The sequence below is a fragment of the Gemmatimonadaceae bacterium genome (assembly GCA_020846935.1).
Taxonomy (GTDB): domain Bacteria; phylum Gemmatimonadota; class Gemmatimonadetes; order Gemmatimonadales; family Gemmatimonadaceae; genus RBC101.
In genome coordinates this window covers 328,158-352,133 of the sequence record JADLCY010000008.1, presented here as the reverse complement: position 1 = coordinate 352,133, position 23,976 = coordinate 328,158, and the positions used below count along the sequence as shown (strand labels likewise).

General features: G+C 66.8%; 22 protein-coding genes and 1 pseudogene. 6 read left to right on the top strand and 17 right to left on the bottom strand.

Annotated elements, in window-relative coordinates; all coding sequences use genetic code 11:
- The first annotated feature begins 30 nt into the window (after positions 1-30).
- A complete protein-coding gene (gene argH, locus IT361_11020; protein ID MCC6318210.1) occupies positions 31-1,431 on the top strand; it encodes an argininosuccinate lyase in 1,401 nt (466 codons plus the stop codon).
- On the opposite strand, the pseudogene IT361_11015 reads toward argH, so the two are convergent.
- A pseudogene (locus tag IT361_11015) lies at positions 1,428-2,127 on the bottom strand (IS630 family transposase). The gene argH and the pseudogene IT361_11015 sit on opposite strands and share 4 nt — an antisense overlap.
- Before the next feature lie 485 nt (positions 2,128-2,612).
- Here IT361_11015 and IT361_11010 point away from each other — a divergent pair.
- Positions 2,613-4,463: a hypothetical protein gene (locus IT361_11010; protein ID MCC6318209.1), complete on the top strand. Its 1,851-nt coding sequence runs from the start codon at positions 2,613-2,615 to the stop codon at positions 4,461-4,463.
- Positions 4,464-5,148: 685 nt separating this feature from the next.
- On the opposite strand, the gene IT361_11005 is transcribed toward IT361_11010, so the two are convergent.
- A complete protein-coding gene (locus IT361_11005; protein ID MCC6318208.1) occupies positions 5,149-5,559 on the bottom strand; it encodes a hypothetical protein in 411 nt (136 codons plus the stop codon).
- A gap of 58 nt (positions 5,560-5,617) precedes the next feature.
- A complete protein-coding gene (locus tag IT361_11000; GenBank protein ID MCC6318207.1) occupies positions 5,618-5,857 on the bottom strand; it encodes a DUF2958 domain-containing protein in 240 nt (79 codons plus the stop codon).
- A gap of 231 nt (positions 5,858-6,088) precedes the next feature.
- Here IT361_11000 and IT361_10995 point away from each other — a divergent pair, with 231 nt between their 5' ends.
- A complete protein-coding gene (locus tag IT361_10995; protein MCC6318206.1) occupies positions 6,089-6,631 on the top strand; it encodes a fasciclin domain-containing protein in 543 nt (180 codons plus the stop codon).
- Between the two features lie 24 nt (positions 6,632-6,655).
- Here the strand turns inward: IT361_10995 and IT361_10990 are convergent, their stop codons facing one another.
- The 3 genes from IT361_10990 to IT361_10980 form a co-directional block, all read right to left on the bottom strand.
- Positions 6,656-7,864: a hypothetical protein gene (locus IT361_10990; protein MCC6318205.1), complete on the bottom strand. Its 1,209-nt coding sequence runs from the start codon at positions 7,862-7,864 to the stop codon at positions 6,656-6,658.
- A gap of 137 nt (positions 7,865-8,001) precedes the next feature.
- The gene (locus IT361_10985; protein MCC6318204.1) at positions 8,002-8,940 is read right to left on the bottom strand and encodes a hypothetical protein; all 939 of its coding nucleotides are present in this window, start codon (positions 8,938-8,940) and stop codon (positions 8,002-8,004) included.
- A 572-nt stretch (positions 8,941-9,512) separates the two neighbouring features.
- Complete coding sequence (locus IT361_10980) at positions 9,513-10,859, bottom strand: dicarboxylate/amino acid:cation symporter (protein MCC6318203.1); 1,347 nt, start codon at positions 10,857-10,859, stop codon at positions 9,513-9,515.
- Between IT361_10980 and IT361_10975 the strand changes: the two genes are divergently transcribed.
- Complete coding sequence (locus tag IT361_10975; protein MCC6318202.1) at positions 10,858-12,027, top strand: aminotransferase class I/II-fold pyridoxal phosphate-dependent enzyme; 1,170 nt, start codon at positions 10,858-10,860, stop codon at positions 12,025-12,027. The genes IT361_10980 and IT361_10975 overlap by 2 nt on opposite strands.
- On the opposite strand, the gene IT361_10970 is transcribed toward IT361_10975, so the two are convergent.
- On the bottom strand, positions 12,024-12,773 hold the full coding sequence (locus tag IT361_10970; protein MCC6318201.1) for a CHAP domain-containing protein: 750 nt from the start codon (positions 12,771-12,773) through the stop codon (positions 12,024-12,026). The two genes, IT361_10975 and IT361_10970, sit on opposite strands and share 4 nt — an antisense overlap.
- A gap of 127 nt (positions 12,774-12,900) precedes the next feature.
- Positions 12,901-13,857, bottom strand: a complete 957-nt coding sequence (murB, locus tag IT361_10965) for a UDP-N-acetylmuramate dehydrogenase (GenBank protein MCC6318200.1) — start codon at positions 13,855-13,857, stop codon at positions 12,901-12,903.
- Between the two features lie 107 nt (positions 13,858-13,964).
- Here murB and IT361_10960 point away from each other — a divergent pair, with 107 nt between their 5' ends.
- Entirely contained in the window at positions 13,965-15,362 is a 1,398-nt protein-coding gene (locus IT361_10960) for an insulinase family protein (GenBank protein MCC6318199.1), read from the top strand.
- Positions 15,359-16,672 (top strand): insulinase family protein, encoded by a 1,314-nt coding sequence (locus IT361_10955; GenBank protein MCC6318198.1) that lies wholly within the window; start codon positions 15,359-15,361, stop codon positions 16,670-16,672. Before IT361_10960 ends, IT361_10955 begins: the two co-directional genes overlap by 4 nt.
- An 11-nt stretch (positions 16,673-16,683) precedes the next feature.
- Here the strand turns inward: IT361_10955 and IT361_10950 are convergent, their stop codons facing one another.
- From IT361_10950 to IT361_10910, 9 genes are read right to left on the bottom strand one after another with little or no spacing between them, the layout of a single operon-like run.
- A complete protein-coding gene (locus IT361_10950) occupies positions 16,684-17,298 on the bottom strand; it encodes a bifunctional phosphoribosyl-AMP cyclohydrolase/phosphoribosyl-ATP diphosphatase HisIE (protein ID MCC6318197.1) in 615 nt (204 codons plus the stop codon).
- Positions 17,295-18,080, bottom strand: coding sequence for a histidinol phosphate phosphatase (locus tag IT361_10945; GenBank protein ID MCC6318196.1), 786 nt, complete (start codon positions 18,078-18,080; stop codon positions 17,295-17,297). The genes IT361_10950 and IT361_10945 overlap by 4 nt, the downstream gene beginning before the upstream one ends.
- Positions 18,077-18,835 carry an imidazole glycerol phosphate synthase subunit HisF gene (gene hisF, locus IT361_10940; GenBank protein MCC6318195.1) on the bottom strand — a complete coding sequence of 253 codons (759 nt, stop codon included), beginning with the start codon at positions 18,833-18,835 and terminating at the stop codon, positions 18,077-18,079. The genes IT361_10945 and hisF overlap by 4 nt, the downstream gene beginning before the upstream one ends.
- 2 nt (positions 18,836-18,837) lie before the next feature.
- The gene (locus IT361_10935; GenBank protein MCC6318194.1) at positions 18,838-19,380 is read right to left on the bottom strand and encodes an imidazoleglycerol-phosphate dehydratase; all 543 of its coding nucleotides are present in this window, start codon (positions 19,378-19,380) and stop codon (positions 18,838-18,840) included.
- Positions 19,377-20,090, bottom strand: a complete 714-nt coding sequence (locus tag IT361_10930; protein MCC6318193.1) for a 1-(5-phosphoribosyl)-5-[(5-phosphoribosylamino)methylideneamino] imidazole-4-carboxamide isomerase — start codon at positions 20,088-20,090, stop codon at positions 19,377-19,379. The genes IT361_10935 and IT361_10930 overlap by 4 nt, the downstream gene beginning before the upstream one ends.
- On the bottom strand, positions 20,087-20,683 hold the full coding sequence (gene hisH / locus IT361_10925) for an imidazole glycerol phosphate synthase subunit HisH (protein MCC6318192.1): 597 nt from the start codon (positions 20,681-20,683) through the stop codon (positions 20,087-20,089). The genes IT361_10930 and hisH overlap by 4 nt, the downstream gene beginning before the upstream one ends.
- On the bottom strand, positions 20,674-21,729 hold the full coding sequence (locus IT361_10920; protein ID MCC6318191.1) for a histidinol-phosphate aminotransferase family protein: 1,056 nt from the start codon (positions 21,727-21,729) through the stop codon (positions 20,674-20,676). The genes hisH and IT361_10920 overlap by 10 nt, the downstream gene beginning before the upstream one ends.
- A complete protein-coding gene (hisD, locus tag IT361_10915) occupies positions 21,726-23,033 on the bottom strand; it encodes a histidinol dehydrogenase (protein ID MCC6318190.1) in 1,308 nt (435 codons plus the stop codon). Before hisD ends, IT361_10920 begins: the two co-directional genes overlap by 4 nt.
- The gene (locus IT361_10910; GenBank protein ID MCC6318189.1) at positions 23,030-23,896 is read right to left on the bottom strand and encodes an ATP phosphoribosyltransferase; all 867 of its coding nucleotides are present in this window, start codon (positions 23,894-23,896) and stop codon (positions 23,030-23,032) included. Before IT361_10910 ends, hisD begins: the two co-directional genes overlap by 4 nt.
- Between the last annotated feature and the right edge of the window lie 80 nt (positions 23,897-23,976).

Genomic DNA, 23,976 nt, shown 5'->3' with positions numbered 1-23,976 from the left:
GCGCACGTGACTGAACCCACCTCCGCGGGAGTGCCCGCCACTCCCGCGGCGGGCACGCACCGGCTCTGGGGCGGGCGCTTTGGCGCGCAGACGGCCGCAGCGCTCGACGCGGTGAACCGATCGATCGGCACCGACCTTCGGCTCTGGCCGCACGACGTGCACTTATCGCAGGCGTGGGCCAGAGGGCTCGTCGTCGCAGGAGTGCTGTCGACCGAAGAGGCGGAGCGCATCGTGGCGGGCCTCGACACCGTCGCGGAGCGCATCTGGGCCGGCGCACAGCCGGATCCGTCGGACGAAGACGTCCACACGATGGTCGACCGCATGTTGCACGATGCCGTGGGCGAGGTCGCCTCGCGCCTCCACACGGGTCGCTCGCGCAATGATCAGGTGGCCACGGGAACGCGCATGTGGGTCATCGAGGCCTGCGCGTCCCTCGATGCGTCGATTCGCGCCGTACAGGACGTGCTGCTCGAACAGGCCGAGCAACTTGGTGACGCGATCATGCCGGCCTACACCCACCTGCAGCGGGCGCAGCCCGTGCTGGCGGCGCACTGGGTGCTGGCGCACTTCTGGCCACTGGCGCGCGATCGCGAGCGTGTCGCTCGGGTCGCACACTCGGCGTCGTCGCTCCCGCTCGGCTCCGGGGCGATCGCGGGATGCGCCTTCCCGGTGCCGCGTCACGACCTGCGGGAAGCGCTGGCCTTCGACCGGTTGACGCAGAACTCGATCGACGCGGTGGCTGATCGTGACTTCGTGGCCGAGGCGTTGTTCGCGATCGCCATGATCGGCGCGCACGTCTCGCGCATCGCCGAGGACTTCATCCTGCTCGGCACGAGCGAGTTTGGGTTCGTGAAGTTTGGCGACACGTTCACGACCGGGTCGAGCATGATGCCGCAGAAGCGCAATCCAGACGCGTTGGAGATCGCGCGCGGAAGCGGCGCGCGGTTCCTTGGCGACCTCGTTGCACTGCTCGGGACCATCAAGGGCCTGCCGAGCGGTTACAACAAGGATCTGCAAGACGACAAGCGCGCGCTCTTTGGTGCGTTCGATGCGGTGCAGCTGGTGCTCCCGGGCGTGGCAGGCACCATCGCCGAGGTGCGGTGGCAGCGCGAGCGCATGCGCGACGCCGTGTCGAGCGTGATGATGGCGACGGACCTGGCCGACTACCTCGTGGACCGCGGTGTCGCGTTTCGCGAAGCGCACAAGGCCGTCGGGTCGATCGTGCGCGAGGCCGAGGTCAGCGGACAGGAACTGCATGCCCTCCCGCTGTCCGTCTTTTCGTCAGCACACGCGAAGTTCGGGCACGACGTGCTCGAGGCGCTTTCGCCGGAGAAATCCCTGGCGCGCCGCAACGTGGATGGCGGGACCGGACCTGCTGCGGTGCTGCGTCAACTGGAGCAGGCGCGCGCGTCGCTCCACGCGGAGAGCTAGTGTGACGTCCCGGAGATTTGCTTTGTAAGTCGTTCGACTTTGGCCAAGAGGCTGTCGCTGGACGCGGTCCAGCGGAAGGGGCGCGCCGTGGTGTTGTAGTGGGCGACAAACTGCTCGATGCGCGCCACCAGCTCGCGCACGTGCTTGAACGAGCCGCGGCGGATGGCGCGCTGCGTGATCAGGCCAAACCAGCGCTCGACCTGGTTCAGCCAGGAGCTGTAGGTCGGGGTGAAGTGGAGGTGGAAGCGGGGGCGGCGGGCCAGCCACGCCTTGACCTTGCGATGCTTGTGCGTGCCGTAGTTGTCGACGATGAGATGGACGTCGAGGTCGGCCGGGACCTCGCGTTCGATCGTCGCCAAAAGGGCCAGGAACTCCTGGTGCCGGTTGCGCGGCTTGCACGCGGTCAGCACCTCGCCCGTCGCGACGTCGAACGCCGCGAAGAGCGTCGTCGTGCCGTGGCGCGTGTAGTCGTGGGTGTAGCCTTCGACGTAGCCCAGCCCGAGGGGGGAGATTCGGCTGGGTGCGTTCCAGCGCCTGAATCTGGCTCTTCTCATCCACACAGAGCACGAGGGCGTGGTCCGGGGGATTCAGATGCAGCCCGACAATGTCGCGGACCTTCTCCACGAAGAACGGGTCCGGCGAGAGCTTGAAGGTGCGGGCCCGATGGGGCTGGACCCCAAACAACGCGAAGTAGCGCTGGGGTGACGCCCATGGCGGCGGCGATCGTGGTATTCGCGTCGCCCGCCGCGGAGCGGAGGATGATCTGCGCCCGGCGGACGAGACTATGCGCCAGGGCGCGCGACTTGGCGAGGGCGGTCCGCTGGGCTCGGTGGCGCTGAGGGTCAAGTCAAAGGCCTTCGGGCGACCGGTGCGCACGCGCATACCTCTCGTGAGATGACGAGAGAAGATAGCGCTAACCCATTCTATCAACACTCATGACATGCACCAACTAAGGCGGGCTCGACAAGTGACGACTAGTAGATCTATGAGGGTCCAGATCAGGCGTAGCTGATGAGACTCCAAAGCCCCCTTTCTCGACCTGGGCCTGCCCAGGTGTTCATGGAGCTGGGGCTGGTATCCACACTACAGGAGGGGGAGACATGGGCTCAGGACGTTGTCCGCGCAATTCCGCTGCCGAGTACGTCAGTCGTTGCATCACTCGGGGGGCGCTCGGTCTACTGGTGACACTGACGATCTCCTGCCGCGACGAAGTTCCATCCGAACCCACTGCACGCAGTGTGTCATCTTCGGTCAACGCTGCCGCAGTTCAAGGAGAAGTACCTTCGGGCGAGACAGTCTTTGCTGAGCTTTCGCAGAAGGTGCCGTCCGCGTCCGGTTTCTTCTTCGATACCCAAGGGCGCATCGTCGTGAACGTGGCCGATCCTAACGATGGCCCCAGCGCCGTTCTCGCGGTACGTGCTCTGATCGATCGTCGCGTGATTGCGGTGCCCACTGGGACGACAGTGCCCGTCCTCTGGCGCCAAGTGAAATACAACTTCGCGCAGCTCTCCCGGTGGCGTGATCTGGTGTTCGACAGCGTTTTCACGAGCGGGCCAGGCATCGAGAGCCTCGATCTTGACGAGAAGAACAACGTCATTCGCATTGGCGCACAGTCGAGTCGAGTGGCATCAGCAGAGGGCACTGCACGCAGCCTGCTAGCCCGCACCGGAGGCGACCCCAGCGCGCTCGTGGTCGTAGCCGACGCGGGCCTGCGACCGTCGTTCCTTCCATCGATCGGCTATTTCACGTGGACTACTCTAACTGCGAATGCAGACACAGTGGTTGGGGGCCTCGCCATCGGTCAGAATAGTCCGGGATGGACGTGCACGATCGGATTCACTGCCGAGCATCCAACATGGGGTCAGGGGTTCGTAACGGCCTCCCACTGTACCTCAGACATCTGGAACGTCGACGGAAGGGTGGCCAATCAGGCATGGGGAGGGACACTCGCGGGTACCGAAGTAGCCGATCCTGGGCCCTGGAATTGCGGGGTGCTCCACCTGTGTCGGCGTAGCGATGCGGCGCTGTTCCAGCGCGGTGCAGGCAAACCTCTCGTGCGCGGTCTCGTCGCGCGGCCGAGCGGCATCGGCCAGACTGGGGTGAACCCGAGCGACCCATACTTCGTCGTTGTTGGTACCTCCAACGGCTTCATGGGACAGCAGGTGTACAAGCTCGGCTATTGGACGGGATGGACGAGCGGCACGGTTAGCTACACATGTCAGGATCGCAACCTGACTGGTATCTGGCCACCGGGGAACATAAGAACCGTGAGATGCACGAATGAGTCGACGAACGCAGATCATGGCGGCGACAGCGGCGGTTCCATCGTACTGCCGGTCGGTGGGCCCTATGTGTTTCTTGCTGGAACCACGGTGGGACCAGCACTCAACGGTGCAGGCACCGGCTGGTCGACAATTAGCCAGATCCAGCTCGATTTCGGCAATACCCTAAACGTCACGCGCGCGACGACGTTAGGCGCGCCCACGACGAGCGGTAGCCTTGTGGGCAGCAATCCGCGCATAAGCTGGCCTGCCGTCGCGAACGCAAGCCGGTATCATGTCTACTCCAGCACTTCCAGCGGTGGCGGAGCGTACACCTACCTGACAGAAACGGCTTCCACGACGTTTACCGACGGCTCCTATACCGTGATGGCGACATCGTCGTCGCCGCCGCCGGCTCCTTGGGTTGCGTATTACGTCGTCGCGAGTGCCCCAGGCGCATTCTCGCCAAATGGCAACACGGTGTACTTCCAGCGGCCTGCCGCGATCACCGCGACCATTGAAGGTCAGTTTGAGGTCCGGCCGAATGAAGGCTGTTACTGGACTGCCTCCGCTTCCGGAGGAACTGGCTCGTACACCTACCAGTGGACGATCAACGGTCAGGCGACCGGAGGGAACTCGTCTCAGCTCCTATACACCAACACGGGGTCATCATTCACGGTCGGAGTCACAGTCACGGATGGATCGAGCACGCCAAGTGTTGACTCTCGGGCCGTTTCGGTATCGTCCGGGAATCCGACATGTGGCTTCTAACCCGGAGATGCTAGCATGCGCGGTCTGTTGATTGTTGTGATGGGGGCAGGTGGGATCGCATTCTCACTGTCACCCAGCTCATCTGCTGCCCAGCAAAGTACGCCTCGTACCCTGCTTGTAGCTGGCGTGACTGTAGGCGGCGTCCGCACTTCCCACCCGGAAGGCGGCATCGGAACGGTTGGCCTCGTGTTGGGTGTAGAGCGCCACATAGCGACGACATTCTCGTTACGTACACTTGCGTCGCTGACCCGAGGGGTCTTCCTCGTCGACGGCATTGACCTGTGTCATCCGACCGGCAACGGTTGCCTACCCGATGGCGTGTTTCCCTCTTGGATGAGCGGCCTAGCGTTGGAAGGAAGTGTGGCTCCACGAGTAGGCTGGCCGATTCGCTTTGTCGGGGGGCTGGGAGCAATCGTTGCTTCCGATCCGCGGGTGAACCAACGAAGAAAAGTCCGAGTGGACGAGAGCGCGGCAGTCCGAGCCACTTGGCGGGCAGGTGTGGAAATACCTCTTGGCTCGGCTTCAAGGGCACCATTCGTACAACTCACGCGAACCGGGTTCACAGAACGTGCCTTCTCGGCGTCTAGCGTCGACGCTATTACGGTCTCTTTTCGGCGTTAGCACGTTCCATGCGAGGCGGTGCGGTCATGACAGAAGGGCGCAGCATTTCTGCTGCGCCCTTGGTTCATAGAAGCCGTTGTTCGGCGAACGACACATGCCTACCGCTGGCGACGATCACGTGATCGAGAAGCGGAATGCCGATCATCTCACCGCTGGAAACGAGCTGCCGGGTGATCACGCTATCATCCGGCGAAGGCATCGGGTCTCCACTCGGATGGTTGTGCACGGCGACGATGGACATGGCGTTCGCGTGAAGGGCCGCCCTGAACACTTCGCGTGGGTGAACCAGAGCGCTGATCAGGATGCCTCTCGTTATCACGATGGGCGCGCCCTTCATCGCGCGCGTCTGGGCATCCAGCGCGAGAATCCAGAACGCCTCAACCACCTCCCGGGCCGCGTACGGCAGCATGAAGCGGTAGATGGCGCCTGCGCTCGTCACTTGTGGCTCTCGCCCTGGGTAGTCGGCGGGGGCCACGAACCCACCCTCGCGGACGAGCCTGAGTGTTGCGATACGGCGTCCCTTGGTGCCTCCGTCATAGCGGCTTCACCCCGGGTAACGTGCTGAAAGGACAGGGCTCAAAATAGAGATCGCGCTCGATCGGTAGACGCAGGTGGCCGCGAGCGGCTTGGAGGTCCGAGAGGAGGAAATACCCCCACTCGGATTCCATGCCGATGACGTAGCCAAAGGACCTGAAGTCGCCATCCTCCTCCTGACCTTCCGTCACGAACCACGTCCAGTTGGAATCCGGCGTGAAGAACTTGATGTGTACAATCGGGTCGGACCCCCGCGCGACGCCGACGCGCCGCCCTCCGAGATGATGGGCGGCTCCAACAACTGGAGTACCTGGACGTCTCTCGCGTTCCCCTACGCCGGAACCCGCGAAATCCGCGCGACATGCATGGCAGGCGCCTGACGGTTCGCGACGACGGGCATCGGCACTGTGGAGCTGATGGTCTCAGTCCACCCGAACCCGCGCCCGTCGAGCGGCGCCCTTGGAGCCCCCATGCGCACCCAGATGCTCGTTTCCCTTGGATTGCTGTTGGCGTGTCAGCCTGCAGATCAGCAGCCGGCTGACCAGCCCGGTGCCGCGCCCGCTGTGCTCGCGGGCCAATCGGGCGTGAAGGACGACGCTTCCGAGAAGGATGTGGTGAAGATCGCCGTCGGTTCACCCGACCACACCACGCTGGTCAAAGCGGTCCAGGCCGCCGGTCTCGTCGATGCGCTCTCGAACGCCGGCCCGTTCACGGTGTTTGCCCCCACCAACGCCGCGTTCGATCGACTGCCGGCGGGCACGCTCGATGAGCTGCTCAAACCGGCGAATGCGGACAAGTTGCGGGGCATCCTGCAGCATCACGTCACGGTGTCCGCGTTCCAGATCGATCAGCTGACCGACGGTCTCGAACTCGGCATGGCCGACGGCGGCCGTGTGACGATCACCCACAAGGGCAGCGACGTGTACGTGGGCGAAGCGAAGATCGTGGGCTCTGTTCGCGGATCGAACGGGATGGTCCACGTGATCGATGGCGTCGTCTTGCCCGCCAAATAGAGGCTTGCCGGGGTGCCCGCGGACTCAGTGCGCCGGGCACCCCGTCACATCGTAGTACGACATCAGCCCGCCTTCCCTGAACTGCCGCACGTGCCGGTCGATGGGGCAGAGCAGGGTGACCGAGCGTGGCCCGGGAGTGCCTGGCGAATAGCCATACCCCATGTTGAAGATCGCCCGGATGAACGTGCTCTGTGGCGTCGTGGGGAACGTCGCGACGTTCTCGAAGAACCGCCGCCAGTTGACATCGGATTGAAAGAGGTATTGCTCGACGTTCGACGTGTACATGGCGGTAATCGTCGCGTCGTGCGCACGGACCCATTGGCCCACGGCGCGCAGCGCGCTGGGACCGGCAAAGTCACCGGTCACCGGGATGATCAGGTTACGCGTCTCGAGGTCCTGGATGAAGCGATAGTTCTCTTCGGTGGCGAGGTAGCCGCGGGCCACGCCGTTGGCGTCGGTTTCCATGACCAGCGATCCATAGCTCGGCATGTAGCGCCGACCGCCCCAGCCGCCACGTCCTGTTCCAAAGTTGTAGGTCAGCTCGGGCCCGGCGCCGAAGAACGCCGTGTAGACGTACTCGATGCCGGAAAACTCCTCGTCGGTGAGCGGCAGGGCACGCGTCCTGGTGAGGTGGTCCCGGATCTCGCGCAGCGACCGCTGGTAGAGCAGGGAGTCGGCAGCAACAGTCGCGTAGGCTGTGATCAGCGCCTCGATCGACATGGTGGTGTCGAGACCGGCCGGCCTCGGTCGGGCAAAGATGCGCGAGAGGAAATCGGCGCGCGTGGGACTGAGTTCGAACAGCGCCTTGTAGAACAGGTGCTGCATCACATTCAGCCGTCGAATGTCGACGATGAACGCAATGCGCGGACGCATGGCCGCGATGTAGGTGAAGTTCTGATCCGGCCCGACGCCCAGGTAGACGCCGTTTCGCGGTGTCCCGGCGACGAGCTCAGGGATCGGGTGCTGCATCGTCACCTCATTCCCGACCAGGTTGTCTGAACGGAAATAGCCGGCCGGCTCGGACAACTCGGCGCTCAGGGCCCAGAAGGCGCTGTCGGACAGGCGATCCGGGATGGGCCGGTGGGCGGGTGGCGCCGTGGTTGCACTGGCGGCGAGAACGCCCACGACGGCGAGAGTGCCGACGGCGAGGCGTGCCGCCTCGACTCGCTGGGTGATCGAGTCCCACGGGGCGAGCCTACGGCTCCACTGGCTCCAACGCACTCGTGCACGCATCGCGCCTCCTCGCGGCACCTGGCCGAACTCGGACGAGAACGGCCAGAACAACCACTCGTGCGAGCACGTTGGCGCGGACGACCGGAATCGGCAAGATGAGCCGGGTGATCGAGTGGGCGTGGAGTTGGGTCCGCGTGCTACCGCGGCCTGGTCCAGATCATGACCAGACCGCAGAACCCGTCGCGACCCATGCTCGCGTACTGCGCGGGGAGCGTGGCTGGTCCGGCGTAGATCTCGATGCCGTACACCTCGTTTCGGTCGATTGTGGTGAGATCGAACCCCCATTCTTTCGCGCTTCCGTCCACGACGATCCTGAGGGTGCATAGGACGCGTTCCATGGTTCCTGCCTGGCGCCCCTGTGCTCGCTGCGTGGCCGTCGGACGGTCCTGATTGAGTCGGAGGACTGCCCCACGCGAGGAGACGGGAAGCAGGACGCCACCGCTGTCGACGAGTTCGATGCCGAGGATTCCTCGGCGCAACAAGTCCGTGAGGCGGCTGTGCGGCGATCGCTCGATGTCCGCGGGGCCGATGAACGAGGCGCCTCCGGCCCGGCGCGCGCGACGTTGCTCGAACTCCATCATCATCGCATTGCGCCGTGCATCGGGGTGCTCCACGCGGAGCGCAGCCAGTGGCTGCGCGTTGCGCGCGAGCGCGATCGTCACGACGCCTGCGGCCCACGCCCCATCGCTCAGGCGCGTGGTGTCCGGTGCATAGCCGAGGCGCGTCGTCACGAGGGTTCTCGCGGTCGAACGCAGGGCAATCGCCGCCATGCCACGTTCATCCGTGACGGTACGCACGAGCGAATCCTGCAGGGAGCGCACGCGCGCGCCTTCGAGGGGGCCCAGGCTCGTCGCATCACGAACGTCGACCCACACGACTTGCGAGGTATCGCCGGCCGCCAGCGCGCGAAGTCCGAAGGTCGCCGCAGCGTTCAACACACCAGACACGATGAACAGGCGGAGATTCTGACGCCACGGATGGCGCCAAGGGGCTGCACCGTCGATCGCCTCATCCATGTCCTTGAGATCGTCCGGGGATACCATCGAGGGCGGGGCAACCTGCTTCCTCTCGAGCATCGCAGCCGCTACTCGCAATCCCCTGCGGCAGCTCCCTCTCATCCTGAGGATCCGCGTCGGGGCACTCCCGAGGTTGCGCAGCCGCGGGGGTCGCGCACGCCCTGCGGCACCAATGTTGGCGGGGTCGGACCGAGGCAAACCGGCTCGCAGGAGGCAAGCTCCACCGCGATATCGATGGTGCACGGCGCGGACTCCGTATGGATTGGCTAAGACTCAGACCCGTCATGCACCTCACTGCGCGTCGTAGCGAATTGGCGGACGCGTAGCCTTGGGTCGTGGCTGCAAGACATATGGTACTTCCCGCATTGATGCCGGCAAGCGCCGCGACAACTCGCCGCCATCGCAACACAAATCCAGGCGGGGAAGACAACTCTCCCTAAAACGCCTACGCAGGGTGCGGGGCGAGACACCGAGTTCCCCAGAGCCTCCCTTTACGCGCTGTCCATTTGCCATACGGCCGAGTGCGTCTGGAAGCGAGCCCGTGTCCCCGCACGACCCGCCCGCGAGTCGAGGCGCCGACACGGACTCGGTAGTGACGGGCCGATGCTGCGGAGCATATCTGACGGCGCCGCTCAGACATCCCCGATCCTTGCGGACCGACGCGCCACCAACGTGACGGCGGCCATGTCCGCCGTCACGTTGGTGGTGGTGGCGAACATGTCCGGGATTACGTCCACCGCGAACAGGAGCGCGATCCCCTCCACCGGGATGCCGCTGTGCGCAAGCAACGGTGTGATGAGCAGCAGCCAGCCGTGCGGAATGCCGGGCACGCTGAAGCTGGACAACATCGCCGTGAGGGCAACGGAGACCCGGGCCGATGCCGGCAGGTCGACGCCGTACAGCTTTGCCAGGAAGATCGTGGCCACGGTCCAGACGACCGGTGCCGTGACTTTGAAGACGCTGACGGCCAGCGGCAGGCAGACGCTGCTCACATCCTTGGGAAGCTTCAGGCGCTGCTCGGCGCCTTCCACAAGCGCGGGCAGCGAGGCGAGGGAAGAGCTGGTGCTCACCGCCACGGCCTGCGCGGGCAGGACCGCGCGCGCGAAGTCCCGCATCGACACGCGTGCACCGATCGCCACGATCGGGTACAGCAGCAGCAGCAGCGTGGTGCACGCGATGGCCATCGCCACCACGTAGTAGGTGAGGGCGCCAGCCGCCTCGAGCCCTGCGCGTGAAACCAGCGGCAACATGAGTGCGAACACGCCAACGGGCGCCGCGGAGATGATCCAGCGCACCACGACGAGCGTCGCATCGCGTACCGCACGAAAGAACCCGAGGACCGGCGCCCGCGTATCGTCGTCCAGCTTGAGGAGGGCAAAGCCGAACGCAATGGAAAACAGCACGAGCGGGAGCATGGCGCCATCGGCGGCAGCTTTCACCGGATTCACCGGGACCAGGTTCACGAGGAACTGCGAGAACGTCGGCACACTGCGCGCGGCTTCGCTCACCTCGCGGGCGCCCTGCAGGGCGTTGGCGCGCAAGGTGGCGCTGGTGACCGGATCGATCTCGAGCCAGGTGAAGAGCAGCGGGACGTACACGAGGCCCACGAACAGCGACACCGTCAGCAGCCCGGCGAAGGTCAGGAGTGATCGCAGCCCCACACCACGCACGGTGCGCGCGTCCGCCGTCGTGCTCACTCCGGTGACCAGCAGCGACACGACGAGCGGAACGACCGTCATGCGAATCGCATTCACCCAGAGCGTGCCGATGGTGTCGGCGGCAGCGAGCATCTGGGTGAACGGCGCGTTCGCGGCGATCGGCTGGATCGCCAGGCCAACGACGAGACCGACGACCAGCGCCAGGAGAACCTTGGTGGTGAGCGACACAGCGTTCCGGCGAACGGGAGCGGGATGCTGCGCTCCACTCCACACGCCGTCAAGCACGATGTGGTGCGCCCCGAACGAATAGATTCTTCGCATGACCGGGCCCGGACCCCGCCTTGCCACACGCGCCCAGGAGATCGAGCCGTTCTACGCGGTCGAGATCTATCGCCGGGCGTTGGCACGCGCCGAGAGTGGCCGTACGGTGCTGATGTGCATCGGCGAGCCCGACTTTCCTACGCCGGCCCACGTGGTGGAAGCGGCTGCCCACGCCGCGCAGAATGGCGCGACACACTACACGATGCCGTTAGGCATCCCGCCGCTGCGCACGGGCATAGCCGCGCAGTATGCCGATCGCCACGGGATCGACATCGACCCCGAGCGTATCGTGGTGACGGTCGGGGCATCCGGTGCGCTCACCCTCGCCTTTGGCGCGATCGCCGAGCCCGGGGACGAGATCCTCATGGCCGATCCGGGCTATCCGTCGAACCGCGCATGCCTGACGTTCTGCGGGGCCCGCGCTGGGCTCATCGCGGTGGGGCCTGAAGAGCGGTTTCAGCTCACGGCGGCACTCGTCGACCGGCACTGGGGCCCACGCACGCGTGGCGTGATGATCGCATCGCCCTCCAACCCGACGGGAACCACGATCGAGCCGGCGGAGCTGGCGGCGATCCATGACGTCGTCCGCTCACGGGGTGGGGTGCTCCTCGTCGACGAGATCTATCACGGGCTCACGTACGGACACCGTCCGCCAAGCGCGGTAGCCCTTGGCGACGACGTGTTCGTCGTCAATTCGTTTTCCAAGTACTACTGCATGACCGGGTGGCGGCTGGGCTGGCTCGTGGTGCCACCGGCGTACCACGCTGCCGTGGAGCGCATGCAGTCGCATTTCTTCATTTGTCCGCCGGCGCCTTCGCAATGGGCTGGCGTCGCGGCGCTCCAGCCAGCCAGCACGACGATCTTCGAGGTCCAGCGCGCCGAGCTCGAGCGACGACGCGATTACCTCGTGCCCGCGCTCGATGACGCCGGCCTGCACGTCGCTTGCCGGCCCGATGGCGCGTTCTACTGCTACACCGACGTCTCCGCGTTCACGGAGGACAGTTGGGCGTTTGCCGTCTCGTTGCTTGATGCCACGGGGGTCGCCGTGACACCCGGCCGCGATTTCGGCGCGCACGACGCCTCGCGGTTCGTGCGCATCTCGTTCACGTCATCACTGCCCGACCTCTCGGCCGGGGTCGCCGCCATTCGCGCATTCCTGGGACGCTAGCGCTTTTTTCGCGGACCCGGTGATCGCGCGCTCCGGCGCCGGGCCGGCGTCCTTTTCGTGCGGCCCGACGCCGCGACCTTCCGGCTGGAGCGCGTCACCTTGCCGCGCTGCGCGGCGCTCGCACCGCGACTTCGCGTACCTGGTTTGGGTCCGATCGACGGCAAGCCAGCGACCTCGTCAGCGCTCAGGGGGTTCAGGAACCCGCGGAGCCAGAGCCCGGACTTCTTTGTGAAATCGAGCGAGCGCACCTTTTTGTAGACGCCGTCGCCTTCGCGATCGGCCTGTGCGCTGCCGGGTGAAGGGCTCGTATTGCCCTCGATAGTCGAAAAGTTCACCTGGCCCGGCATGACGACGAGCCCGGCGTGGCCGTAGGGCGTGTCGCCCTTCTGCATAAAGAAGATGGCGCCCTGGATCGCCACCTTGCGCTGCGCGAAGGCGCCGCTGTTCCGATAGCTCATCATGACGCTTGGCGTGAAGCGCTGGGCAATGAGCCGAAGCACGCCGGGGGACGCGCCGAGGTTGCGATACGCCTGCATGTAGATCGCCTTGCAGAAGGCCATGCAGTAGGGCCAACCCGCCTGCCAGCCGGTAGTCTCCAGCAGCTGGCGCAGCCTGGTCGCGGCGGGATCCTGCCCGGCCGTGTCGGGGTTGTCCCACGCGGCATTGTTCGACGTCTCCCGGAGATTCAGGAACTCGCTCGCCAGCCGGACGATCTCGGCCCCTGCCTGCGCTGCCGTGTATGTCATGTCCAAAGCCTCGGGTGTGCGTGGAGTCGCTCCATCGTTCGCGACGCTGGCACTCCTTGCAATGTGGATGCCCGGGTGGCGCGCGCGGGGGCTTCCGGGAGTACCGAGGGCCGTTAGGCGCGAGGCCTCAGAACTCGCCGATGAACCCGATCTCGGGCTCCAGCCGCTGGCCAAAGCGCTCCTCCACGGTGCGCTGTGCGTGTGCGATCAGCGCCCGGACCTCGGCGGCGGTGGCTCCGCCGAGGTTGACCATGATGTTGGCGTGCAGGTGGGAGATCTGGGCTCCACCGATACGATGGCCCTTGAGGCCGCACTGATCGACGAGACGGCCGGCCCCAACGCCCTCGATCTTCTTGAAGATCGAGCCGGCGCTCGGGTGGATGTCGAGCCAGGGGTGACGGGCCCCGCGCCAGCCCAGGTTCTCCTGCATCACCCGGTGCATCAGCGCCGGATCGCCGGGCGTTAGGCGAAACGTCACGGCCAGCGCCACGTCGCGCGAGTGATGAAATACCGAGTCGTCATACCCGAACGCGAGATAGTCGGGGTCGACCGTGCGTCGCGACCCGTCGCTCGCGAGGATCTCGCACGACTCCACCAGCTCGGCGATGAACATCGTGCGCTCCCGCTCGGGCGCGGGCGACAGGAAGTGCAGGTTCTGCCAGACGGCGCCGCCGACCGTGGACGGAATGCCGATGTAGTGCTCCAACCCGCTGAGGCCGTGGTTCACGGCCGCGAAGATGAGATCCTTCACGATCATGCCCGACTCGCACCAGAGTCGGGTACGGTCGAGAAATCGGTGCGCCCCGGCACGGTTCCGGATCACCACGCCCCGGAATCCCTTGTCGCCGACGAGGATGTTTGCCCCGAGACCGAGCACGAACCAAGGGACACCGGTCTCCCTGGCCAACGTTATGGCGTTTGCCAGTTCATCCGCCGAGGTGGCATCGTACAGGAGGTCGGCGGGACCGCCGATACGGAAGGTGGTGTATGGGGCGAGGGAAACGCCGGTCCGCAGCGACTGGGTGGTCAGGCGGCCCGGCGCCAGGGCGCGAAAGGCATCGAGGGCGCGTTCGGTCGCAGTCATCGCGAGGAATCTGGGTCGCACGCACAAGTGGCGGTAGCAGCGACGGCCACCCCGGACGGCGCAATCGACGCCCTCATTTTCTCAGGAGATCCGCAGTGCACGGTTCGATGGCACGACGCACGACGTGGCGCCGGTGGTGGCGCACGGTCCCCATGCTGCTCCTCGGGGCGCCGACGCTCGCGTCGGCGCAGCGCGCCGAGCTGGAACGGGTGCTCCAGCGCAAGGTGCTCGCGAACGGGATGGAGGTCATCGTCCTCGAGAACCACGGCGTTCCGCTGGTCACGGTGGAGATCGACGTGCGCAACGGCTCGTTCACCCAGGCGCCTGGCTACGAAGGGCTCGCGCACATGTACGAGCACATGTTCTTCAAGGCCAACGACGTGCTGCCGCGACCCGACGAGTTCATCGCCCGGGCTTCCGAGCTTGGTGCGGTCTTCAACGCGCAGACGCAGGAAGAGCGCGTGAACTACTACATGACGCTCCCCAGGGACAGCGTGGCGGGCGCCATCGAACTCATGGCCGGCGCGCTCCGTCACCCGAAGTTCCTCCGGGAAGAACTGGAGCGTGAACGGCAGGTCGTGCTCGGAGAGTACGACCGCAACGAGTCCAGTCCGGGGTTCGCGTTCAACAATGATCTGGATCGGGCCCTCTACCCTGGCCAATTCGGGCGCAAGAACATCATCGGCGAACGGCAGGTGCTGGCGACGGTCACGCCCGAGAAGCTCCGCGAGATCCAGCGGAAGTACTACATCCCCAACAACTCGGTGCTCATCGTCGCGGGCGACGTGAAGCCCGCCGAGATTTTTCGCCTGGCCGAGGCGGCGTTCGGCGACTGGCCCGCCGGTCCGGATCCCTTCACCAACGACCCGATACCTCCGATCCCACCGCTGGCCGCGTCCACCGCGATCATCTCCGAGCAGCCGGTCAATGCGGTCACCGTGTTCATGAAGTGGCAGGGCCCGAGTGTGCGAAAGGATCCGGGAGCGACCTACGCCGCCGACGTATTCTCCGACGCCGTCAACCAGTCGGTCTCCACGTTCCAGCGCCGGCTGGTCGACACGGGGCTGTTTCAGTCCATCGGGTTCAACTACTACACGCTGGACCAGGCCGGGCCGATCTCGGTGCTCGGGCAGACCACACCGGACAAACTCAAGGACGCGCTCGCGGCGCTCGAGCGGGAGATCGCCCAGCTCGCAGCACCCGGATACATCACGCAGGAGCAGCTGGATGCCACCAAGGCCGAACGCGTCGTGAGCACCGCCTTTGGCATGGACCGCGCCAGCGAGTTTGCTCACACACTCGGGTTCTGGTGGAGCGTGGCCGACCTCGAGTACTACATGGGGTACGTGGACAACATGGGCAAGCAGACGTTGCAGGACCTTCAGGCCTACGCCCGCAAGTACGTCGTGGGCAGACCCCGGGTCGTGGGTGTGCAGCTGGATCCGGAGTCGCGTCGCAAGCTCGCGCTCACCGTGTCGGACCTCCTGCCGAGGATCGCGCCGTGAGGCTTCCGTTGCTTCGAGCCATCGCGATCGCCGGCCTCATCGCGGCGCCGGTCCTCGCCCGTGGGCAGCGTTCGGCCGATAGTGCCACGACGCTCTACGACGTGGCGGGCATCAAGGTGATCCACCGCCCGTCGCAGAGCGACATCGTCGTCGCCAACCTCTACCTGCTGGGCGGTGTGCGGCAGGTAACATTCGCGAACGCCGGCATCGAGTTGCTGCTCCTCGACGCCAGCGAGCGCGGGACGAAGTCGTATTCCGGTGAGCGCCTGCGCCGCGCGATGGCGCGGCTCGGGACGTCGATCGCCATCGGCGCGGAGACGGACTGGACGTCGTTCGGCATTCGTGCCACGCGCGCGACGTTCGACTCCACCTGGGCGATCTTCGCGAGCCGCCTGATGGAGCCCACGCTCGATCCCGCCGAAGTCGAACTCGTCAGGCAGCAGTTCCTGCTTGCCGTGAGCCAGCGCCAGGATTCTCCGGACGCGCTGGCCGAATATCTGGCCGACTCCGTGGGGTACGACGGGCACCCGTATGCGATTCCCCCGACCGGCACGAGTGCTTCCATCGCCGGCATCACACTCGCAGACGTCAAGCGGTATCACGCCGAGCAGTTCGTGAAATCCCGCATGCTGCTCGTGGTAGTGGGCGACGTGCCCCGTGAGAAGATCTCGAGGCTGATCACGCAGAGCATCGCCAGGCTGCCGGCCGGGTCCTACGCGTGGACGCTTCCCGACACGCTGCCTCGACGCAAGGCGTCCGTGTACGGACTGCAGCGCGATCTGCCCACCAACTACATCCTCGGGCGATACGCCGGCCCGCGCGCCGGGACGCGCGACTACTACGCGCTCCGGATCGCGACCGCCGTGCTCTCCGGCCAGTTCTTCGGCGAGATCCGCTCGCGCCGCAACCTGACCTACGCGGTCGAGGCGCCGTTCATCGACCACGGCATCAGCGGCGGTGGTCTCTACGTGACGACGGTACAGCCACAGCTCACCGTCGACATCATGCGCCAGCAGCTCGCCGCGGTTCGCACGAGCAACGTGGACGAAGACGCCCTCGGTCGCCTCATCCACCAGTTTCTCACGCAGTTCTTCCTCGAGAACGAAACCAACACGCAGCAGGCGGACTTTCTCGCCAAGTCATACCTGTACGAAGGCGACATTCGCGCGGTGGGCCACTTCGAGGAGCAGTTGCGAGCGATCACACCGGACGACATCCGGCGCGTGGCACAGCGCTGGATCCGCGACGTCCAGTGGACCTACATCGGCGATCTCTCGCGCCTGCCGAAGGCCAGCATGGAACGCTGGTAGCAGCGGTCCCGCTACGCGCCGTCGCTCGAGCGGCGCTGGCGTTGTGCCAGGACGCGCTGCACCTCGAGCCACGGGACGCCGAGCCCCGTGAGCGCGACCATCGCGTGATACACCAGGTCCGCCGCTTCTTCCGTAGCGCGTGCGGCGTCGCCGTCGGCGCAGGCTACCGCGAGCTCAGCGGCTTCTTCACCGAGTTTCTTGAGGCGCAGGTTGCGGTTGTTGAGCAGTCGTTGGGTGTAGCTCCCGACGCTTGCCGCGGCCTGCCGCTGGCCGATGATCTGCTGCAACTCCCCAAGCGCATCACCGGCAGCGCCCGGCGTATCAAAACACGACATCGAGCCTGCGTGACACGCCGGCCCCATGGGGATCACTCGTGCGAGCACGGTGTCGCCGTCACAGTCGGCGGTGAGACTCACCACGCGCTGCACGTTGCCGCTCGTGGCGCCCTTGTGCCACAGCCCGCGAGTACGGGAGTGGTAGTGCATCTCGCCGGTAGTGACGGTGCGCTCGATGGCCGCGCGATCCGCGCGCGCCACCATCAGTACGCCGCCGGTGCGCTGGTCCTGGCACACCACCGTGACGAACCCGCCGCCCTTGGCGAAGTCGAGCTGATCCGGATCGATCATGACGCCGAGGGCTCGGGAATGCCGAGCGCCGCACGGAACGTCGGCGCCAGGGCCGCGTTGCTCGCAAAGCCGTCGCCACCATCGACCCTGGTGCCTCCCTTCCAGTCCGAATACACACCACCCGCTTCCTGCACGATCGGGATCAGCGCGGCGGCGTCCCAGGGACTCAGTCGATCATCGACCATCAGCTCGGCGCGCCCCGTGGCCACCTGCAGGTAGCCGTAGCAGTCGCCCCACGTTCGGGCGACCGCGACACGCGCACCCAACGCGCCCCAGGCAACCCCACGCTCCGGGTTCCACGCAAATCGATCGTCGGTGTGGAGGATGGTCGCACGGGCAATGTCACTCACGTCCGACACGTGGCAGCGCACACCGTTGAACCAGGCGCCCTCACCCAGCGCCGCAGCCACCATTTCGCCCACCGCCGGACAATACACGGCACCGGCGACCACCGTTTCGCCTTCGGCCACACCGATCATCGAACCCCACAGGGGTACGTGCCGCACGAAGGACTTCGTGCCATCGATCGGATCGATGAACCAGCGTCGGCCTGTTCCCGGTGTGTAGCCGAACTCTTCGCCCAGCACCTCGTCCCCCGGAAAGCGCACCGAGATCCAGTCACGTACCGCCTGTTCGGCTTCGCGATCGGCAGCGGTGACCGGACTCCCGTCGCCCTTGAGTTCGACGCCGACGCCACGCCGGTAGTGGTCGAGCGCCAGCTCGCCGGCGAGACGGGCTGCCTCAGCGACCGCGTCGAGGAGCACACGCGCGGGAAGCCTCATGCGACCATCCGCACGGGAATCCCCGCATGTGCCATGGCCTGCTTGATCACGCGCACGCTCGTCAGGCGCGCGTGCAGGATTCCCGCAACGAGCGCGGCGTCGGCCTGACCTGCCGTGAGCACGTCGCAGACGTGAGCGGCCGTTCCTGCACCGCCCGAGGCCACCACGGGGATGCGTACCGCGGCAGTCACGGCGGCCGTGAGGTCGAGGTCGTAGCCGGTTCGCGCGCCGTCGCGGTCGATGCTCGTGAGCAGGATCTCGCCGGCGCCTCGCGCTTCGCACTCGCGTGCCCAGGCGATCGCGTCACGCCCGGTGGGTTCGCGCCCGCCCTTTGCCACCACCTCCCAACCGTCCCCGGCACGCCGGGCATCGATGCTCGCCACGATGCACTGCGCGCCATAGCGCGCGGCGCATTCGGCCAGCACCTCGGGTCGCTGCACGGCGGCGGAGTTGAGTCCCACCTTGTCGGCGCCGGCGCGCAGCGCGGTGCCCACGTCGTCCACGCTGCGAATGCCGCCACCGACCGTGAGCGGGATGAACAGCCGTTCGGCGGTCCGGCGAGCGAGGTCGAACAGCGTACCGCGCGCGTCGGCGCTCGCCGCGATGTCGAGAAACACGAGTTCATCGGCGCCCTCACGCTCGTAGTGCACCGCAAGGTCTGCCGGATCCCCGACGTCACGCAGGTCGACGAAGTTCGTGCCTTTGACCACGCGCCCCTCGCGAACGTCGAGGCACACCACGACGCGCTTGCGCAGCGTCACGCGGACCCGTGGCGACGCCACGCCACGCCTCCCTTGGTGGAGAACACGACGCCGCCGTCAGCCAGCGCATCGCGAAGGGCCAGTCCCAAACCCTTGAATGCTGCTTCCACCACGTGATGCCGATCGGTCCCGCGCTCGACGACGACGTGCAACGTGCACCGGGCGTGGTCGGCGAATGACCGCATCCAGTGATCCCAGAGGCGACTGGGCAGCGGACCGCGATAGAAGGGTCGGCCGCCTACGTCGAGCGCCACCGCCACCAGCGCGTCATCCATGGGAAGCACCCGATGTCCGTAGCGCACCGCGTGAGCAGGCACCAGGTCCAGCAGCGCGGTGCCGAGCGTGATGGCTACATCCTCGATGAGGTGATGCCGAAGGTCGCCGCGGGCCTCCAGGCGAAGCCCGAGACCGCTGTACCGGGCGAGTGTTTCCATCATGTGCGTGAGGAATGGCTCGGTCGTGTCGACGGCGATCGTTGGATCCGTGGTCGACAAGGCCACCTTCACGCTGGTTTCGCGTGTCTCGCGTTCGAGCATCATTGAGAGAACTCCTCGGCCACACGGCGGGGATCGAGCGCACCAGTGTAGAGCGCCATGCCCAGCACTGCGCCAGCGATGCCCCGATCCTGAAGCGCGTACAGGTCAGCCATCGCGCCGACGCCGCCCGCGGCCAGGACGGGAAACGCCGCTGCTTCCACGACATCCTCCATCAGCGGCAGGTCAACGCCAAGCATCTGGCCTTCCTTGTGCACCGCCGTCACCAGCAGCCCGGCGAGCGGCAGCGACGCCACCTCCTCCGTCACGTCGAGAATCGTGCGCGGCAAGGTGCGCTGCCATCCCTGCGTCACGAGGCGCCGCTCACGCACGTCGGCGGCGAGGATGATTTCGCCCGGGTGATCATCGGCCAGCTCGGCGAGCCAGTCGAGATCCTCCAGCGCGCGCGTGCCAACGATCGCGCGGGACGCGCCCTCCGAGAGCACGTCGTCGACCTGGCCCGTGGCTCGCAACCCGCCTCCCACCTGCACGTCCGCCGTCCGTTCGTCGAGCACGGCGCGCACCACGCGCGCGTTCGATCCCCGGCCCGTGGCCGCGTCGAGGTCGATCACGTGCAGTCGCGTGAACCCTGCGTGTTGCCACTCGCGAGCGACGGCGCGAGGGTCGTCGAGGCGGATGCGTTCGGCCGCATACGACCCGCCGACCAACTGCACGCACGCCCCGCCACGAAGGTCGATGGCCGGAATGGCGATCATGCGGCTACCTCCGACAGAAAGGCCCGGATGAACGCCACGCCTGGCCGTGACGACTTCTCCGGATGAAACTGCACGCCGAGCGTGCGGCCGCGACGGACAACCGCGGGAAAGCGGTCGCCGTCGTGGTCGGTCCACGCCCACACGACGGACGCGTCGTGCGGCCGGCAGGCATAGGAGTTGGCATAGTAGGCCTCACGCAGTGCGCTGCCACGGATGAAGGGATCCTCCGTTCCATCGACGGCGTTCCATCCGATCTGCGGCACCGCGCGCGCCCGGAGCCGCGTGACCCTTCCCTCGAACACGCCAAGGCCCGCTCCCGGCCCTTCATCGCTCGCGTCAAAGAGGAGTTGCATACCGAGGCAGATGCCCAGCGTCGGGAACCCTCCGAGGATCGTGTCGCGAAGGACCGATCGTGCGGGTGCCAGGCACTCGGCCGCCGGGGAGAACGCGCCGACCCCGGGGAGCACCAGCGCGTCCGCTTTCATCGCCACGCGTACGTCGCGCTCCACGCGTGGCTCACCGCCCGCGGCCGTGATGGCCTTGGCGAGCGAATGCACGTTGCCCACACCGTAGTCCAGGATGCTCACGCGCATGGAACCACCTCTCGCAGGGTATCGAGCACGCGGTGCATGACGGGCAACCCCGCGACGGAGATCCGCAGGGCGTCGCCGATGCCGGGGAGCTGCTCGAACGGCCGCACCAGAACCCCGCGGTCTCGCAGGGCCTGGTGCGCCGCCCGGGCGCCATGCACGCGAAGCAGCACGAAGTTCGCACTCGACCGCAGCGGCGCGTAGCCTGCGCGCTCGACCTCCCCGACGAACCAGTCGCGCGCATCACGGATCTCCCCGACGCGCTCCATCACCCACGGCACATCGTGCGTGAGAGTCGCCAACGCCGCCTGCTCGCTGACCGACGTCACCATGAACGGCCCGCGTGCCTTCTCCAACTCGGCAATCAGACGTCGCGCGCCCACCGCGTAGCCGACGCGCAGACCCGCGAGTCCGAACGCCTTGGAAAACGTGCGGAGCACCAGGACGCCGTCTTCACTCGGCGCAGACGCCGCGAGGCTGGTTCCGGCGTACTCGGCGTACGCTTCATCGATCATGACGACACCGCGCGCCCCCGTCACGATGCGGGAGAGCGTCGCCGGATGCACCGGCGTGCCCGTGGGATTGTTCGGCGAGCACACGTACGTGATCTCGGCGCGCTCGGCGAGCAACGCCTCCGCATCGGCGTCAAAGTCGGCGGTCAGCCCGATCGGCATCGTCACCAGCGAGTTCGACTCGGCGAACACGCGGGTCATGACAAAGGTGGGATGCATGTAGGCCAGTCGCGCACCGGGGTCGGCCAGCGCGCGGAACGCACAGCTCATCACGTCGTCGGACCCGGCGCCGACCATGATCTCGTCGGGCGCCACGCCGATGTACCGCGCGAGGGCGTCGCGTAACGGTCGCGAGTACGTCGTGGGGTACTGCGCCAGACTGTTTGCATCGGCTGCCCGCAGCACGCGTAGCGCGGAAGGCGGAGGTCCGAAGGACGACGTGTTGTCCGCCAGCTGAATGTCGCAGGTCACCGGCTGAGCATCGTACGCGCGCAGGGACGCGTAGGCCGCCCGCGGCGCATACCGAGGTGCGCTCATTGGCCCGCTCCGTGCCAGGCGCGTGCCGCCCTGGCGTGACCATCGAGCCCTTCGGCGTCCGCGAACACCCCGACCGCCTCCGCCAGACGAGCCGCCGCCGAGGGCGTGATCCGTTGCCACGTGGTCCAGCGCACGAAGTCGAGCGTGGAGAGCCCTGAATAGGCACGCGCCAGTCCGGCGGTCGGCAGCACGTGGTTCGCTCCCGTCATGTAGTCGCCGAAGGCCGCCGAGCTGCTCGGACCTTCGAACACCGTGCCCGCGTTGCGCACCGCGCGCGTAATCTCCGACGGGTTCCGCATCGCGATGAGCAGATGCTCTGGCGCGTAGAGCGTGGCGAACGCGGTGGCCTGCTCGCGCGACGTGGCCACGAGGATGCCGCCCTGGCCTTCGAGCGCCTTGCGGACGATGTCGCCGCGCTTCGTGGCGGCCGCCTGCGCCAACACCGATGCCTCGACGCGATCGGCGAGCGCATCCCCAAGCACGAGCGCCACGGCGCACGCCTGCTCGTCGTGCTCGGCCTGCGCAACGAGCTCGCGCGCGACCGCCGCGGGGTCGGCGCTGTCGTCCGCCAGCACGAGTAGTTCCGATGGCCCCGCTGGGGAGTCGATCGCCACCGCTCCCGCCACCATGAGCTTGGCGGCGGCGACATACGCGTTGCCGGGCCCGACGATTCGGTCGACGCGCGGGATTGACGCCGTCCCGTACGCCATCGCCGCCACCGCCCCGGCGCCACCCACAGCAAACACGCGGTCGACACCGGCGATCGCACACGCGGCCAGCACCGCCGTGGGCGGTTGGCCGGTGCTGCCCGGCGGAGAGCAGACGATGACCTCGCCGACCCCGGCCACCCGCGCCGGGATGGCGCCCATCAGCACGGAACTCGGGTACGCCGCCTTGCCGCCGGGCGCGTACACACCAACCCTGCCTAACGGGTCCGGTCGGCGACCGATGACGATCCCGGGTTCCGACTCCACCTCCATCGCGGTCGGCCGCATCGCCGCATGCACCGTCGTGATGTTGTGGGCCGCGCGCTCCATCGAGGCCCGGAGCTCCGGCACCATGCGCTCGAGCGCCCGGGTACAGTCCGCGCGGGGCACTTCGAGGGACTCGAGCTTGACGTGGTCGTATTCGCGCGCCAGGGACCGCAACGCGGGATCGCCCTCTCGCCGCACCAGGTCGATGATCGCGCCCACCGTATCACGCACCAGATCGTCGTCCGGTGAGGATCGATCGAACAGCGCTTCGCGCTCGGCCTCGCGCAGGCCCGTGACGGGACCGCGGTAGCGCAGGGTAATCAGACTCACGGCATCAGCCTCTCGATTCGGGTCACGAGGATACCCTCAGCGCCAAGGGCTTTGAGTGCGGCAATGGTTCGGTAGACGCCCGGCGCCGGCACGACGGCGTGGACGGCCGCGTGGGCGCCGCCATTGATGATGTCGATGACCGTCGGCCCCCGAAGCCCGGGAAGCACCCCGGTGACCTGGTCGAGTGCGTCCTTCGGAACGTTGGCCATCAGGTACCGCTGACCGCGAGCGCGCAGCACGGACTCGAGCGCGGCCGTCAGATCGCGGAGCGCGGCGGCGCGCACGCCATTCGCCTGCATCGTAGCCGGAGAAACAACGAGTCGCGCCGAGGAGGCGAGCACGGTCTCCAGTTCGCGGAGGCCGTTCACGTGGAGCGTGGATCCCGTGCTGGTGAGATCCACCACCACGTCGGCGATGCCGAGGTGCGGAGCCACCTCCGTTGCTCCACTCACGGGCACCACCTCGACGCCAATACCTCGACGCTCGAAGTATGCCTGAGTCGAGCGCGGAAATGCGGTGGCCACGCGCGTGCCCGGTTCAATCTCGGCCACGCTCCGCAGTCGGGATTCGTCGCGGACCGCCACGACCAGGCGACACTGACCGAACGTGAGGTCGAGCAGCACGTCGAGGTCGCGCTGCGACTCGCAGACGAGATCCCAGCCCGTGATGCCGGCGTCAGCCGCTCCGTCGGCGACGAACTCCGGGATGTCCTGCGCCCTCACGAACAGCGCGAGGAAGTCTTCACCGAGCCGAGCCGTGAGCGCTCGATCCCCGAGCGCCCGGACTTCGAGCCCAGCGTCCCCAAAGAGATCGCGCGTCTCTTCGGCGAGTCGTCCCTTGTTGGGTAGTGCGATTCGGAGCATGGAGGAGTGGAAAAGAAAACGGCCCGTCGTCGACGGGCCGTAGCGGAGTGCGTGGCGCAGGGAACTCGCGTCGAGTCCTA